The following is a 15600-nucleotide window of genomic DNA, read 5'->3' as shown; positions in this document are numbered from 1 at the left end:
ACCGGCGCGCCGCACCGACTCAAGCGGCGCTGCCTTTTTTATCTCCGGAAACCCCATGACTGCACGCCCCTTTCTCATTACGGGCGCCACTAAATGCATCGGACTGGCACTCTCGAAACGTCTGATGCGAACTGGCCATCGTGTCATCGGTCTGGCGCGCGAAGATGACGTCTGCGTCAAGCTTGCGTGATGTCGTTGATTCGCTTTCAACGCGCAGAAAATAATTAAGAATAACTAATTTATCTCGATCTGCGTAGCGAACCGAAAAATCAGCGAGGCGTTGTTCTCTGTCGACCTGGACATCGCCCGGCCGCTCGCGGAAAGTCATGACGGCCGGATCAGCCTCGAGCAGAACCCATTGACCAGGCTCGGCGCGATGATGGAGAGTCATCCGGTGCCGGAGCTGGGAATGGGCACCATAATGGCGCCCGCAGAAGCGGGGTAAAGCGCGAACGCTCAGAAGAGATACATCCCCGCGACGAACACCACGCCCGAGAACAGCAAAGTGGTCACGCAGTAGCCCATGATGTCGCGCACGCCGAGGCCCGCGATCGCGAGCGCGGGCAGCGCCCAGAAAGGCTGCGCCATGTTGGTCCACGCTTCGCCATAGGCGATCGCCATCGCCGATTTGCCGAGGTCCGCGCCCAGCGCCTGCGCCGCCGGCATCACGAACGGCCCTTGCACGACCCAGTGGCCACCACCCGAAGGCACCGCGAAGTTGATCAACGCCGAGCTCAAAAACACGAGCAGCGGGAATGTGTGCACGTTCGCAATATCGACGAACCACTTCGTGATGACACCCGCAAGACCCGAGTGGTCCATGAGTGCCTGAATGCCCGCGTAGAACGGAAACTGGATCAAGATGCCGGCGGCGCCCTTCGCGGCGCTGCCCACGGCGCGCGCGTAGGCCATCGGTGTCTTGTGCAGCACAATGCCCGCGGCCAGGAACACGAGGTTCACGGTGTCGATGTCGAGCGCGAAGCCCTTGGCGTGAAAGCGCAAGCCAAGGAACACGAAGCACAGCGCCGCCACCAGCAGCGAGAGCGCGCGGCTTTCCTCGATGCGCTCGGCGAAGGTCGCGTCGGGGCCGAGCTTGCGCTCGACGCTCGGCGGATCTTCGAGCAGCGCCGGGTCGACCGAGACGACGTCTTCGGGCTTCGGCATCATGAGACGCACGAGAATCGGCAGCAGCACGATCAGTCCGATCGTGATGAACGCGTTATAGCCCGTGAAGATGGTCTGCGAGACCGGGATCAGGCCAACGGCCTTTTCCATCGGGTTGCCCTTCGTGGCCGCCACGAGCGGCACGGAGCCGGAGAGCCCGCCATGCCATGTGAGAAAGCCCATGTACGCCGCTGCGACGAGCAGCCGGTAGTCAGCGCCACGCACGCGCCGCGCCACTTCGCGCGAGAACATCGCGCCGAGCACGAGGCCGAAACCCCAGTTGATCGCACAAGCAACCGCCCCCACGAAGGCAACGAGCATCACGCCCTGGCCCGGCGTGCGCGCGCAGCTCGCCAGCGCAACCAGCATGCGCTTGACCGGCACGGAACTTGCCAGCGCGTGACCGGTCACGAGAATCAGGACCATTTGCATGGCGAACGCAAGCAGGTTCCAGAACCCCGAACCCCACATCAGGACGAGCGCTTCGGGCGGCTGCGGCGTGAGCGCAAACGCCAGCACAAAGGTCACGACGGTCAGGAGAATGGCGAAGATGAGCGGGTCGGGCAATATCCGATGCACTACGCCCGTAAAGAAATGAGAAATACGCTGAATCACGATAGTCTGCTCCTCGTCTGCTGATACGGAATCGGCCGCTTGTTTTTCTTCGCTGCGAGCCCAGGCCGCGATTCTTGCACATGACGGCGCAATGCGTGCGCACGCCGGCAATTTCTCCGGGCGTCCGCCCGCCAGTTTGGCGGCGAGTGTTGATTCCCGGGCAAATCACGATTGCGCATTTACATCAGGTGATGCAGGCTCGCGATGGGCTGGAATGACGAACACCTGCATCGTTTGACCTTTTAACGGTTACATGATGTGCGCGTCGAGCGAAGCGAGTGGTCTTCAAAAATTGAAAAACGCATATGCATTTGGATAAGTCGTTGATTTTATTAGAAAACTCGGATGCATGAAAAACCACACGATGTGGTCCGCCACGCCGCCCTCCACCGGGTTCTGGTGCAAATGGGAATGTCGGTTGAGACGCGTCCTTATAGACAGGATACCTTACCGATCGGACAGGACAGCATTCCATACGGAAGGCGCAACGGCTTCCTTCAGGCCGAGCTTCGCGAGATCGCACTGCCCCTTGCGAACTCGATACCTGAAATCGTCGTCGCAGCGCTCCTGAACCGTTTGAAACCGAGGCATCATTCGTTCTGGATTTGATATGGCGATGGTCCTTGGTGAGCACTATCGTATCCGCGGCTGGCATCCGACCGAACCCTGCCGATGTTAGCAATCAAACGGCAAGAGGCCATGTGTCGGCACCGTAAGTGATTTGTCTTCGACGGCGCGACGCGCACGAAGTCATGTGCGTTCGCAAAGGCGGATTTCAGCGAAACGTTGCACACTGTTGTTCGCTCCACTGCGAGCCCGGCCGGATTGCCGGGGAGAGCCTGTTCTCACACGCGATTGTTCCGATGAATTTCCCTTCGCTGCGCGACTGGATTTTTTCTCTAAAGACCTTCTTCGCAGGGATGCTCGCGCTTTACATCGCGTTCTACTACGACCTTCCGAGGCCCTACTGGGCGTTGGCGTCGGTCTATATCGTGTCGAATCCGTTTGTCGGCGCGACACGGTCGAAGGCGCTTTATCGCGCGATCGGCACTGCCCTTGGCGCGGTCGCCTCGGTTGCCCTCGTGCCGCCTTTCGCGGAGACGCCTTATCTGTTGAGCGCCCTGATAGCGTTATGGACAGGCGTATTTGTATACATTTCAATCTCGACGCGAGCCGCACGCAATTACGTTTTTCTGCTCGCCAGCTATTCGCTGTCCGTCATTGCGCTACCGGCATTGTCGGACCCATTGAGTATCTTCGATGTGGCTGTGGCGCGAACCGAGGAAATCACGCTTGGCATCGTCTGCGCGAGCATCGTCGGCAGCGTTTTTTTCCCGAACCGGCTCGCACCAACACTGATTGAGCGAACCGACTCGTGGTTCGTCGAGGCCGCTGTTTACGCGAAAGAGTCGATGGAGGGGCGGGTCGCGGGAGCTCTTGTTTCGGGCAGCCGCCAGAAGATGGCGTCGAGTGTCCGCGGTTTCGAATTCCTGTTGAGCCAGTTGGCCTACGATCATGTCAGCCCTGCGATTCTCGCTCGCAGCGAGCAACTGCAAGGCCGGATGCAACTGATACTGCCCATCACCTCGGCGCTCGCGGACGTACTCGCGGCCACGCAGAAATCAGGCCTTGTCATTCCTGCAGGATTCGTCGAACTGCTGCGCGATATTGGGCGCTGGATGGACGCGCCGCTCAGCGAGGAACCCGAGCGCGAGGCACCGCTATTCCGGACGCGTATTGTGCAGCTGGATCCGCCCCGCCAGGAACTGACGACATGGCACGATGCACTATTGTCCAGCGCGCTCTGGCGCTTGCGGCAACTGGTCGATTTGTGGGCCGATTGCCGGACTTTGCGCCATATCATCGTTCACGAAAGAGGAGACTGGAGTCCGCGGTTTCGTCATTGGCGGATCGGGACGCGGCACGCCTTTCTCGACCATGGTCTTGCCCTCTTCTCCGCTAGCTCGGCGGCGCTGGTCATCTTCGTTTCGTCGTGCCTGTGGATCGCTTCAGGTTGGCAGGACGGTGCGGCGGCGGTGTCGTTGGGCGCCATCGGCGTGTGCTTTTTCGCCGCGCTCGACGAGCCTGTGCCGATGATGATCACTTTCCTGAAGTGCGCGACGATGGGCGTCATCATTTCGGCATTCTATTTGTTTGTCGTGTTGCCGAGTGGTCAGGAATTCCCTTTGCTGGTCATTTTCTTCTCGTTCCTGTTCATTCCTCTCGGACTGTTGATGTCACGTCCTAAATGGGCGTTGATATCGACGCTCGTAGCGTTGACGACCGCAACATTTCTTGGAATCGACAACGTCTATGATGCCAACATTCTGAGCTTCCTGAACGGCAATCTTGCGGGACTAGCCGGCGTCATATTCGCTTCGGTGATGACGGGGGTAATCCGTCCGTTCGGAACGGATGCCGCAACTGCGCGACTGACCCGGTCAAGCTGGAGGGATGTCGTTTTGAGCGGGTCCGCATTGTCGCTCGATCAGCAGCGCGATCTGAACGCGCGCATGCTCGACCGGCTCATGCAGCTCATTCCGCGCGTAGCACCGAGCGAGGACTACAAGCATCCGTCAACTGAAAGCCTGCGCGACATGCGCATTGCGCTCAATACACTCGACCTGCGCAGACTCTCGGGCAAGTTTTCTGGAGAATTGCCGGTAGTGTTGAATCGCGTGCTCGACGAAGTGCGTTCGCACTATGAACAATGCCTCGAGTCGGGCGAGCGACAACCCGTACCGCCCTCGCTAGCAGTCGACATAGATGCCGCCATGGCGCGGATTATGGCCGACTTCACCGCCGCCCCAGCAGCGCCTGGCTACAAGCTGCGCAAAGGTGCGCTGCATGCGCTCATTGGACTCCGGCTGTCGCTGTTCCCAGGTGCGAAGCCCGACGACGTTTCATGATCGGGGAGCGTTCATCGCCCCGCAGCGCCTTCTGAAAAATACAGGCAGGGACTTTGCTCGTCGCTCGCTTCGCACCGAGATGACAGCGTGGGTGACTGTCGTTCCGCTGCAACCGACCTCCTGCCAGACGGAATGTCGTATGACTGGAGAGGGTCGAAGCTATGTGGAAACTCCCGGCGCGAGACAGACGCAGCCCTCTTTGCCACTTATCCTTGTGGCAGTCTCTGCTATCCAACAACGACTCATACGTGGGAATGTCACTTTGCGCCCCGTACCAGGCATTTTGGAATGCTCGTGGTAACGGTTCTGACACAGATCTCGAAGACGCGACACCTTCAGCGAGGGTCTGCCTGACCCACAACTGTCCTAGAACTTTTTGGCATCTGTCCCTCAGGCCTGCTGACCCGCACACGCTACTGCGGCTACGCGTCGGATTGGGTTTGCCGGACCTGGCGTTCCCCTCCATCGCCGCGCCGTCGGCCACGAGGGTCGACCGTGCCCATTCCACGCGGGAATAATTTCTATGACGGCCGCCTGTCTTCTGGTGTGCCGTCGGCTCGGCGATCATGTGCTCACCGTCAACCTACTGGGGAAACACCGATGACCACCTTCAACGCCTACACTATCGAAAACGCACCGGCCAGCTCCAAAGCCTTGCTCGAGGGCACGCAAGCGACCTTCGGCTTCGTGCCGAATCTCCAGTCCTACATGGCGGACTCGCCCGAGCTGCTGGCAGGATACTCGGCACTCTGGGATTTGTTTGCCAAGAGCACGTTGACGCCACACGAGCAACAGGTCGTCTATCTGACCTCGAACTTCGAGAACAACTGCCATTACTGCATGGCGGGACACAGCACACTGGCAAAAATGATCAAGATGGACCCGGCCGTAATCGCCGCCCTGCGCGACGGCGCCGCGCTGCCCGACGCAAAGCTCGAAGCACTGCATCGGTTCACGACAATTGTGGTGCGTGAACGCGGTTTCGTCCCCGACACCGAAGTCGACGCGTTTCTCGCTGCTGGCTACACCCGTCGCAACGTGTTCGAAGTGATCCTCGGCGTCGCGACCAAGGTGATGAGCAATTACACGAATCATGTCGTGCATACGCCCTACGACGCCTTCATGAAGGGCAACGAGTGGACGAAGCCGCAGGTAGCAGCCGAAGCGGGCGTGAGTGCCTGAAACACGTGTCCGATCGCCGGGGAGCAACATTTCACTGCAAGAGAAACTCGACGCGTTCAAGGCGGATTTCAAGGCAGGCAAGCCACCGTACAACGCACCGTCCGAAATCTACGTCATCATGGGGGCATGGACGCTGCCAATGCCGGCGCGCTACGTGATCGGCCAGGATGGGATCGTGCTGTATTCGGAGATCAATCCCGTCTACACCCAGCGTCCAGATCCGAGTGATATGTTGACGGTGCTCGAATACGCGATCTCCAAGACATAAGTGGATATGCAGGTGATTGCCGACTTCGAGCGGCCTCTTTGCTTTCTGTCACGGAGTAATCATCGTGACACAACGCGCTTTTCTGGCAACGGGCGCGACGAAAGGCATTGGCCGCGCGGTAAGCGCGCTGCTTGCATCGGCAGGGCATCAGGTCATTGGCGTAGCGCTCAAAATGGGAGTTTCCGGGCGATGTCGTCAGATTGGATCTCGGTGATCGCGCGGGAGCCGACGCAGCCCTGCGTGAGCTGGCGCAAAGCTACCGTGTGGACTAGATCGTCAACAACGTCGGGCTAGTTCATTCGCAACGCGTCGGAGAAATCGATCTCGATGTGTTCGACGAGGCCGTCTGACGGACATCACCGTGAATTCGGTGGCGCCTGGCCTACCAAAACGGAACTGATTTGGGCCAACAACCCGCTACCTCATGCGACGCATGCGTGCAACGGGCCGCCGGAACTCTCAAGCAATATAGTCACGCAATCGCCCGTACCTCGTAGCAGTTTAGTGCCTCGCAGTGCTGGCGCGCTGCCACATGCGCACACAACCACCAAAGTCAGTTGTAGTCTGTGATTTAGCTGTACGGACTAACTGCCTTTAGCGATTGTGTACGCCGTCTCTGCATCCCAAGTCATTGCCCCACGACTTGTTTCAAAATTCCTGATTGTCCGGATCAAGAAACGTGTCTAGACGACCAGTTTGCTCAAGTTCGTGCAGGTCATCGAACCCTCCTATGTGCTTCGTGCCGACGAAAATTTGTGGCACTGTGGAACGTCCGGTTCGCGCTGCAAGGGCCCAGGTGGCAGCACGATCACCCTCGATACCAATTTCGTTGAACAGCACGCCTTTGCTGCGCAACAATTCTTTGGCCGCAATGCAGTCAAGGCACCCCGGACTAGTGTAGATCGTTACGGTTCTCATATTAACTACCACTCGGTCAATTGTGATAATCAATAATCAAAATTAATGCCCGCGATAAATGTCTGTGCTATCCGGTTGAGCAAGCGTCACGGCGTGCTCGCGACGATGGAGAAAGCCTGATTCAGACCGACCCGCTCCCGGAAATCCATAGGCCCCTTGGTTTGCCGTACGAGCAGCATCGCGATCAGCAACATATTCCACTGCTGCATTCGGCGCTGCGTCAGGGTAATACAAACGGCTCCGCGGGTATTGGCCCGCCTGCTCGGCAGCAATGAGTTCAGCGCGAACCTGAGCGCGCGTGGTCTGCGTCGTGGCAGGTTGTGCGTGACTCACCAATGGCAAGCTCATAGCAGACACAACGATGGCAGCGAGGTAAAAACGTTTCATGATGAAGCTCCTTCAAAGGGTTACCGTCTCCAACGGCTTACCCGAACTATAGGAGCGCGCATCTGTCTCGTTAACGGTCGAACGGCTCAGCAAACTGCTCTTTCGAATCAATCGGCAAACGGACCTTAAGTGCAGGTCAGCTACCCGGATGACGTGTCGCGCGAGTGCTGTCCCTGGTGTCCGGTTATGAATCTACATAAAATGTCCCGGTCAGACCGGGCAATGTGCCCCATTAATCCGACTGCAATTTGCCGCGCAACGCGCGGTAGCGCGCGGGGGTCGCTCCTATCATGCGTTTGAAAGTGCGTTGAAATGCGGCATCCGATTGGTAACCCACCTTCTCACCGATATCAGCGACCGGCAGCGCCGACTGCACAAGCATGCGACCGGCAATGGTCATACGGACCTCCGTCAGCACGTCGGTCGCAGATCGGCCTATCGCGTCCTGGAACTGTCGCACGAAGGTCGCTCTCGACATATTGCAAAGCCCTGCGAACTGATCAAGTGTCCATTGCTTCTCTGGTGACTCAAACATGGCCGAAACGGCCGCCTGCAATCGAGGTCGCGCGGCCAGTGCAAGGAGGCCGTGCGGCGCCTGCTGCGCTTCGCTCGCGAAGCGCAGCGTGAGCGCAAACAGCGCAGCAGACAGATGACTCACCAGCGTTTCGCTGCCGGGCCCCTCCTCGACAGACTCCTCTCTCATGAGTTCGATCAATCGTGAGAGCCGTGAACTCGCAGTGGTCACTCCCACCCTGGTATCAGCATGTGCCGTGCTGCGCACTACGAGCTGTGCCGGGAGGTGGTCACGCAACAGGCGGTCCGGTACTGCGCCGACCAGGAAGCGCCCGCATAGCATGTCAGCACGCGGCCCGGATCCATCATTTTCAGCAACCGTAACCGACACGTTCCGTCGCTCGGCCATCGGCCTTGGTATGCCGCCGCTGCCGTCGTGAATTCGATGCGGGCCACCCGCTGGAAAAACGATAATATCGCCGGCCACGAGCTTCTCCGATACTCCAGCCCCGTGGTCAAGCACGGCATCACCGGACAGCAGTACGTGATAGGGAATCTCTCGAGCTGCCGCATGGCCTTGCGAAATTGCCCATGGAGCGCCGAAGTGACAGCGCACGTCCAGGCGGCCGCTGACGGGAATGAGCGAAAGAACCTGACTTAGCAAATCCATTTGAGTCGATTTAGCGGGTTTATGTGCTGATCAAGAATTTGCACGGCTGGCACCAGCGCACAAAGTATGCCAGACCGTACTCAAAACGATACTACCTGAGCACCAAAAGATCTATCACACGGACCACCCAGCTTATCGGGTGACATTTTGCTTACACTTTTGAGGAAGTCTTGAAAACATCTCAAATAGGTGTAGCGATCGTCGGCGCCGACAGTGCCAGACTGCCACCAAAGCGTGCGGCAAAGGCAGCTCGCGCCTCTGTCGTCCTGATTGAAGGCGGTCCCGCATGACCTGATATGAGGTTCACACATACCCTGTCAACACCTCAGGCAAGCAACTCTTCGACACTCAAGCGCAGATTGTCAGCTTGAGCCAAATGAGCATCCTGTTGAGCCAATGCGACATTCAACCTGCGGATGATCGACATTAGACTTCAATCACACTGGTCGAACCAGACCGCGTCTCAACATTGAAAGAGGTAGAAATCATGAAGTCATTTATTCAGTCCGTTGCCATTGTTGTCGCCCTCGCCGCTCCGGCTGTATCGTTTGCAACGCCACCCGTTACCCGGGCTCAGGTACGAGGCGAACTCGTCCAACTTGAAAACGCTGGTTATCGCGTCGGTAATGGTGACCGCACCAACTACCCGCAAGCGATTCAGCAGGCGGAGGCTAAGGTGGCCGCGCAACAAGCCGCTGCAACAGATGGTTATGGTGGTGTCGCAAGTGGTTCGTCTGACGCCGGACAGCCGCGGGACGTTCGTGTATCGTCGTACTCGGCTCCGATTTACGGCCGCCACTGAAAGTGACAGGGTGCAAAACGCGGCGTGGACTGTGGAGTGGGCTCCCGAAGGAGCGCAATAGTTCACGCCGTAATGCGTCCAGGTGCGCCGGTTACGGCTAGACGGGAGTCAATCGTAGGCCCGCGTGCAACTGCGCGAGTTCGTCCCTACCGGTCACTTTTATCTTCGATGTCAGGTTGCCGCGCGCCACCGTCGCGGCTAGCTCAACGGCCCTGCGCACCGGGACGATGATCGAACGTGTGATCAGCGCAGCGATAATCGCGGCGAGCAGCACAGCCACGACTGCGAGCGCGAGCGTGAGTGCTATCTTCTCCCGATAGCCTGTTGCGGCGGCTTCGCGCGACGCTTCGGCGCCCTTGCAGTTGCGTGCGACGTCGTTGACGACCAACTCTAGCAGCCTCGTGAACGACGCGGCCGAAGCGCCAATAGCGAGCTTGCGGGCATCGGCGAACTGCGCGTCGCCCGTTTCCGGCATGGCGAGAAGTTTCGAATCGTCCTCAATGTGCTGTGCCCACGCGCTGCGAATCTCCTGATATAAGGGCTTTTCTTCGGGTGAAGAAATAAGCGCCTCGTAACGGTTCATTGCATCGGCCATTTCTTCGAGCGCTTTATCGTGCACCTCTTTCGTCACACGCCTTCGACGAGAACGGCGCGATAGCGCGCGCCCTTGAATCGGTGCTGTGCGACTTCCTGATACGCCGGGCTGTCGTACCACGCACGCGCGGCCACAGTCGACGGAAACTCCACGATCACAACGCCCTCTGGCGCTTCCCCCTCAAGAACCTGTTGAGGGCCGTAAACAGCGAGAATCTTGACTGGATGACCTGTGAACGTGTCGCTCACCTTGCTTTGGTAGATGTCGAGCTCACCCTGATCCTGCGTGGTTTCCTTCGTGAAGATGATATAAGTTGCCATGCCGTACTCTCCTGGACTGGTGTGAAGGTGTACACGACGATGCGACGAAGCCGCATCGGGCCTCGATACGCAGCGTCGGTGCAGATGTCGATCCATCAAATGGGCGAGGTGTCGCGCGCCTGGAAAGGGCGTCGTGCCCCCTGGCAGCGCGCAGCATGCCGCCAGAAGGTTGCGCTTACAGCGACTCGCCGAGCTGACCGAGGATCGCTGGATTCTCTAGCGTCGACACATCCTGCGTGATCTCCTCGCCCTTCGCGAGCGAGCGCAGCAGGCGGCGCATGATCTTGCCCGAGCGCGTCTTCGGCAGGTTTTCGCCGAAACGGATGTCCTTCGGCTTCGCGATCGGTCCGATCTCCTTGCCGACCCATGCGCGCAGCTCGTTCGCGAACTTCTGGGCCTCGTCGCCGACGGGGCGCGGGCGCTTGAGCACGACGAACGCCACCACCGCCTCGCCCGTCGCCTCATCCGGCCGCCCGACCACGGCCGCCTCCGCCACCAGCGGGTTCGCCACGAGCGCCGATTCGATCTCCATCGTCCCGAGCCGGTGGCCGGAGACGTTGAGCACGTCATCGATGCGGCCTATGATCGTGAAGTTGCCGGTCTGCTTGTCCCGCACGGTGCCGTCGCCGGCGAGGTACAGCCTGCCGCCGAGCTCCTCGGGGTAGTAGCTCTTCTTGAAGCGCTCGGGGTCGCCCCAGATCGTGCGGATCATCGACGGCCACGGACGCTTCACGACGAGAATCCCGCCCTGCCCGTCCGGCACGTCCTGCCCGGTCTCGTCGACGACGGCGGCCATGATGCCAGGCAGCGGCAGCGTGCACGAGCCCGGCACGAGCGGCGTGGCGCCCGGCAGCGGCGTGAGCATATGGCCGCCCGTTTCGGTCTGCCACCAGGTATCCGCGATCGGGCAGCGCGAGCCGCCGACGTTCTCGTAGTACCACATCCACGCTTCCGGATTGATCGGCTCGCCGACGGTGCCGAGCACGCGCAGGCTCGACAGGTCATAGCTCTTCGGATGAACCTTCGGATCGGCATCGGCGATCTTGATCAGCGAGCGGATCGCCGTCGGCGCCGTATAGAACAGCGTGACCTTGTGCTTCTCGATCATGCTCCAGAAGCGGCCGCCGTCGGGATAGGTCGGCACGCCCTCGAACATCACCTGGGTCGCGCCGAGTGCGAGCGGGCCGTATGCGATGTAGGTGTGGCCCGTGATCCAGCCGATGTCGGCGGTGCACCAGAAGATGTCGGTCGGCTTCCAGTCGAAGGTCCACTTGAGCGTCTGCGCGGCCCACAGCAGGTAGCCGCCGGTGCTGTGCTGCACGCCCTTCGGCCGCCCCGTCGAGCCCGAGGTGTAAAGGATGAAGAGCGGGTGCTCGGCGCCCACCCACTCGGGCGCGCAGCTATCGGCCTCACCCTGCGCGAGCTCGTGCATCCAGAGATCGCGGCCTTCGTTCCATTGGACCTTGCCGCCCGTGCGCTGGTAGACGATCACGCTCTTGACGGCTTCGCAGCCGCCCATCGCGAGCGCTTCGTCGGCAATGCTCTTGAGCGGCAGCGCCTTGCCGCCGCGCATCTGTTCGTCCGAGGTAACCAACGCCACGGCGCCGACGTCGACGAGCCGCTCGTTCAGCGATTTCGACGAAAAGCCGCCGAACACCACCGAGTGCGGCGCGCCGATCCGCGCGCAGGCCTGCATCGCGACGATGCCCTCGACCGACATCGGCATATAGATGACGACGCGGTCGCCCTTCTTCACGCCCCGCTTCTTGAGCGCATTCGCGAAGCGGCAGACGCGCTGCAAGAGGTCCTGATACGTGACGCGGGTGACGTTGCCGTCGTCGGCTTCGAAGACGATGGCGACGGTGTCGCCCTTTCCCGCTTCGACGTGGCGGTCGAGGCTGTTGTACGATGCATTCAGCTCGCCATCCTCGAACCAGGTGTAGAACGGCGCATTCGATTCGTCGAGCACCTTCGTGAACGGCTTGTGCCAGGCGAGCGTCCCGCGCGCGAGTTTGGCCCAGAAGCCTTCGAAATCACGCTCGGTTTCGGCGACCAGCGCCCGATAGGCTTCCATGCCGGAAATGTTCGCCTTGGCCACCACTTCGGCGGACGGCGGAAAGACACGGCTTTCGTGAAGAACCGATTCAATCGCGGACATCGACATTCCCCTTCTTTAAGTTAAGACTGAAACCTGTATCCTGCTCGATCTATGGTGCTCAGGAAGGCAGTTCGAAATTGGTGATCACGGACTGGCGGAAAGTTAATGTCGACTTGGGTGCGGCGTGGTTCAGCGCTTCAGTTGCTGGATCGTCTCCTCGGTCGTCCAGAGCGCATGAGCGAGGAAGCGGTAGTTTATGATTGCCGCGAGATAACCGTCGCCCTCCGGCACACGGGGGCCAGCCGTGGCATCGCGCACTACCAGAACTTCGAACCCTTGTTCGATGAGTTCACGCAGATGTGACTCCACACAAAGGTTCGCCGCCATGCCCGCGAGAATGACTTGGGAAACGCCCTGCTTACGCAACTGCAGAACCAGGTCGTTCGTCTCTGGACCGTAGACTTTGTGAGGCGACGCAATGATGGTCTTACCATCCAGGATGTAGGGCTTGTATTCCTCAAGGAAATCCGCCCCAGAGCCCTCGAACTCCTCCAAGGTATTCGGACCTTTGCGGCCGAACATGTTGATGCTGTGCATCACTTTCTCCAACGGCCCGCCAAAGTGCCAATCATGGTCGGCAGGATAGTAGTAGTGCGGCGATACAGCGACAACCAGGCTAAGGTCCTTCGCGGTCTTGAAGAGCTGGGCGATGTGCTCGACCGTCTTGTTTTCACTGATACTTTGACCAAAATACGGCCAACTCACGCCGTTCGGGCTAAGAAAGTCATTTTGCGGATCGATGACGACCAATGCCGCCTTCGTCCGGTCCAACTTGAAGTCGGACCCTGGAAGTGCCGGATCGGCGGGATCTGCATACGGTTCATGGCCGATTTGCTGCGGTGTGCCTTCGCTACTCATACAATCCTCTCTGGATATATGCAAACGACGCGAGGTTCCAGATGAGACGAAAGTACACATCTTCTGGCACCTTCATTTCCGTCGCTTGCGTATTCGCTTCGAACGTCGTGCCAACAGCCAGGACCGCATTCCTCAATTCTGGCTGTTGGCTGGCCTCCATGAACATCTTTCCACGTGGGAAGCAATCTTTGTAATGCCTCTTTCAGTGGCCCGCGCTGAGACCACCATCCACGTGCAGAATCTCCCCGGTTACGAACGGTGCCGAGTCGAGATACAGCACGGCATTCGAGATGTCGCTCATCTCTCCCATTCGGCCCACCGGGTGTAGCCCACCCAAGACCTCGAGCATTTCGGCCTTGTGCATTGGCGTCTTGATCATTCCGGGAGCCACCGCATTTACTCGAATACCGGCCTTCGCGTATTCAATCGCGAGCGATTTAGTGGCGGCGTTCAAACCACCCTTCGTAATCGCAGCCAACACGCACGGCACGCCGTTGATCGCATGATCGACGATGCTCGCCGTGACCTGAACCACGTGGCCGCTCCTGTTCTTTTCCATCTCGGCAATCGCGAGCTGCGTGATATGGAAGAAACCATTCAAATTGACATTGAGAACCGCCGCATAATCTTCAACCGTGTATTGCGTAAATGGCTTCGCAATGAAGATACCGGCATTGTTGACGAGCGTATCGATTCGGCCGAAGCGCGCAACCGCTTCGCCAACAACCCGTTGTGCGACTTCGCGTTGGCTGATGTCGCCTGCAACGGCGAGAACGTTCGGGTCGCCCGAAGGCTGCACCGACCGCGCTGTCGCAACAACGCGATAGTCACGTTGACGGAATGCGTCCACAAGGTCAGCGCCGATGCCTTGCGACGCGCCAGTAACGATCGCGACTTTCTGTGAATTGCTCATGAGAGACCTCGAATAATAGACGGTTTAAAATAAACCCCGTGGGGGTCTGTTTAGAAAGGTCTTCACATCTCGATTTTTGAGCGTCGGACCTTATCTACTGCTGCGAGCACCTCAAACATCCAACCATCGCGGAGGCCCGCTGCGGTGCTCCTTACTATTCGCGTATGCCTTCCGCAAAGCCTCGTGCTTTTATCGCCTCCTAAACTGTTCGTGGGCTCCACTGTCGACAGTGCCCTTTTGCGCCTGGGTACAGACCGAGCCCTGTTGAGTCTCGTGCGTGTTGAACGACAGAATATCGTTGGCGTTGATGATCGCGGAAGCGATGTCCTCTGCGGTCACGCGCTTGCTCATCGCCTGTTCGCGGATCACCTTGTAGGCATCGTCTTTCGTAATGCCCCGCTGCTGGCACAGAATGTCCTGCGCCTCGGCGATCTTCCGAACGCCGACAAGCTTCTCTTCGAGCCTGCTGATGCGCCTGCGCTGCTTCACAAGCTCGGTGGTCAGCTCGCGCGCGAGCACGAGCGAGCTGAGCAGACCGAATGAGCGCACCGGCGAAGCGACAACACCTTTTGCGCCAATCCGCAGCACCGCTTCGATGATCGTCGGGTTCTCATAGGTGATGACCGCAATGACCGGCGGTGCGCTGTCACCTGCGCACCAGCTGAAGTCGTGCTGGAGAATGTTCGGATGCAGCGCCATGAAGACGAGGTCGGTCCCCGCAGGCGGGAGTGACAACGGCGGCCAGAACGCCTGCACCTGGCATCCGATTCGCTGAAGTTGCCGCGTCAGGCCCTCGCCGTCCTGGTCCTGCGGGTGAAACACGCAAACGCGTAACGAGCGCAGATTTTTGAGGATTTGAGGAACTGCCCGTGCGGCCGGTCGCATCGCTCGCACCCCATTGCGTGGACTGCTCATTCAAGCCTCCAGTGAACCGAGCGCGACCGTCCAGTCGCCGAGCGAATGGGTGACCAGATACGGGTCCGGGCTCACGGCACGCTTGGACGCCCGCACGATCGTGAACTCGCCTTTCGAGTTGACGCGGCCGATGCGCGGGTACAAGCACGTGTGATGATTGGTCGGCTCGATGCGCACGCGCCCCTGCGGGGCGATGAACTCGGCACCCAGCAGCTCCGGCATCAGCGCGTCGATGTCGTCGTTGCCGCTCGCGCGCATCGCATTGGCGAACAGATGCACCTGGAAATAGGCCGCTTCCCAGCACGCGTTCGGCACGGCTTTTCCTTCGAAGCGATCGCGAAATTTCGACAGGCAAGCGTGATTCTCGTCCGAGTCAATTGTCTGAAAATACGGCGCCGAGGTGAAATGTCCAG

General features: G+C 59.4%; 16 protein-coding genes and 1 pseudogene. 4 read left to right on the top strand and 13 right to left on the bottom strand.

The window, feature by feature from the left end; all coding sequences use genetic code 11:
- Positions 1-19: 19 nt before the first annotated feature.
- From BO1_RS62120 to BO1_RS62315, 3 genes and pseudogenes are all read right to left on the bottom strand, one after another.
- On the bottom strand, positions 20-391 hold the full coding sequence (locus BO1_RS62120; RefSeq protein WP_156992480.1) for a hypothetical protein: 372 nt from the start codon (positions 389-391) through the stop codon (positions 20-22).
- Positions 392-456: 65 nt separating this feature from the next.
- Positions 457-1779, bottom strand: a complete 1323-nt coding sequence (locus BO1_RS30700; RefSeq protein ID WP_028220823.1) for a TIGR00366 family protein — start codon at positions 1777-1779, stop codon at positions 457-459.
- A 447-nt stretch (positions 1780-2226) separates the two neighbouring features.
- Positions 2227-2413, bottom strand: a pseudogene (locus BO1_RS62315) (IS6 family transposase); the annotation flags it as partial.
- A 229-nt stretch (positions 2414-2642) separates the two neighbouring features.
- Here BO1_RS62315 and BO1_RS30690 point away from each other — a divergent pair.
- From BO1_RS30690 to BO1_RS62115, 3 genes are all read left to right on the top strand, one after another.
- Positions 2643-4688 carry an FUSC family protein gene (locus BO1_RS30690; RefSeq protein WP_028220821.1) on the top strand — a complete coding sequence of 682 codons (2046 nt, stop codon included), beginning with the start codon at positions 2643-2645 and terminating at the stop codon, positions 4686-4688.
- Positions 4689-5288: 600 nt separating this feature from the next.
- Positions 5289-5870: a carboxymuconolactone decarboxylase family protein gene (locus BO1_RS30685; protein ID WP_028220820.1), complete on the top strand. Its 582-nt coding sequence runs from the start codon at positions 5289-5291 to the stop codon at positions 5868-5870.
- Positions 5863-6138, top strand: coding sequence for a thioredoxin domain-containing protein (locus BO1_RS62115; protein WP_028220819.1), 276 nt, complete (start codon positions 5863-5865; stop codon positions 6136-6138). Before BO1_RS30685 ends, BO1_RS62115 begins: the two co-directional genes overlap by 8 nt.
- A 648-nt stretch (positions 6139-6786) precedes the next feature.
- Here BO1_RS62115 and grxC read toward each other — a convergent pair.
- The 3 genes from grxC to BO1_RS30665 form a co-directional block, all read right to left on the bottom strand.
- A complete protein-coding gene (grxC, locus tag BO1_RS58125) occupies positions 6787-7056 on the bottom strand; it encodes a glutaredoxin 3 (protein WP_028220818.1) in 270 nt (89 codons plus the stop codon).
- A 42-nt stretch (positions 7057-7098) separates the two neighbouring features.
- Entirely contained in the window at positions 7099-7443 is a 345-nt protein-coding gene (locus BO1_RS58120) for a DUF4148 domain-containing protein (RefSeq protein ID WP_084688287.1), read from the bottom strand.
- Positions 7444-7675: 232 nt separating this feature from the next.
- Entirely contained in the window at positions 7676-8626 is a 951-nt protein-coding gene (locus BO1_RS30665; protein ID WP_028220817.1) for an AraC family transcriptional regulator, read from the bottom strand.
- Between the two features lie 487 nt (positions 8627-9113).
- Between BO1_RS30665 and BO1_RS58115 the strand changes: the two genes are divergently transcribed.
- Positions 9114-9428 (top strand): DUF4148 domain-containing protein, encoded by a 315-nt coding sequence (locus tag BO1_RS58115; RefSeq protein WP_084688286.1) that lies wholly within the window; start codon positions 9114-9116, stop codon positions 9426-9428.
- A gap of 97 nt (positions 9429-9525) precedes the next feature.
- Here BO1_RS58115 and BO1_RS30660 read toward each other — a convergent pair whose 3' ends face one another.
- The 7 genes from BO1_RS30660 to BO1_RS30625 form a co-directional block, all read right to left on the bottom strand.
- Positions 9526-10059, bottom strand: a complete 534-nt coding sequence (locus tag BO1_RS30660) for an MCP four helix bundle domain-containing protein (protein ID WP_028220816.1) — start codon at positions 10057-10059, stop codon at positions 9526-9528.
- On the bottom strand, positions 10056-10343 hold the full coding sequence (locus BO1_RS30655) for a DUF1330 domain-containing protein (RefSeq protein ID WP_028220815.1): 288 nt from the start codon (positions 10341-10343) through the stop codon (positions 10056-10058). The genes BO1_RS30660 and BO1_RS30655 overlap by 4 nt, the downstream gene beginning before the upstream one ends.
- A 175-nt stretch (positions 10344-10518) precedes the next feature.
- A complete protein-coding gene (gene acs / locus BO1_RS30650) occupies positions 10519-12501 on the bottom strand; it encodes an acetate--CoA ligase (RefSeq protein WP_028220814.1) in 1983 nt (660 codons plus the stop codon).
- Between the two features lie 129 nt (positions 12502-12630).
- The gene (locus BO1_RS30645) at positions 12631-13359 is read right to left on the bottom strand and encodes a cysteine hydrolase family protein (protein ID WP_043287279.1); all 729 of its coding nucleotides are present in this window, start codon (positions 13357-13359) and stop codon (positions 12631-12633) included.
- 202 nt (positions 13360-13561) lie between these two features.
- Entirely contained in the window at positions 13562-14272 is a 711-nt protein-coding gene (locus tag BO1_RS30635; RefSeq protein WP_028220812.1) for an SDR family NAD(P)-dependent oxidoreductase, read from the bottom strand.
- A 189-nt stretch (positions 14273-14461) separates the two neighbouring features.
- Positions 14462-15187: an ANTAR domain-containing response regulator gene (locus BO1_RS53450; protein WP_084688284.1), complete on the bottom strand. Its 726-nt coding sequence runs from the start codon at positions 15185-15187 to the stop codon at positions 14462-14464.
- On the bottom strand, positions 15188-15600 hold a 413-nt coding region (locus BO1_RS30625), incomplete at its 5' end, for a transporter substrate-binding protein (RefSeq protein WP_028220811.1).

The organism is Paraburkholderia oxyphila NBRC 105797, from assembly GCF_000685075.1.
GTDB lineage: Bacteria > Pseudomonadota > Gammaproteobacteria > Burkholderiales > Burkholderiaceae > Paraburkholderia > Paraburkholderia oxyphila.
The sequence above is the reverse complement of the archived record's forward strand: the minus strand, read 5'-3'. Positions and strand labels throughout refer to the sequence as shown.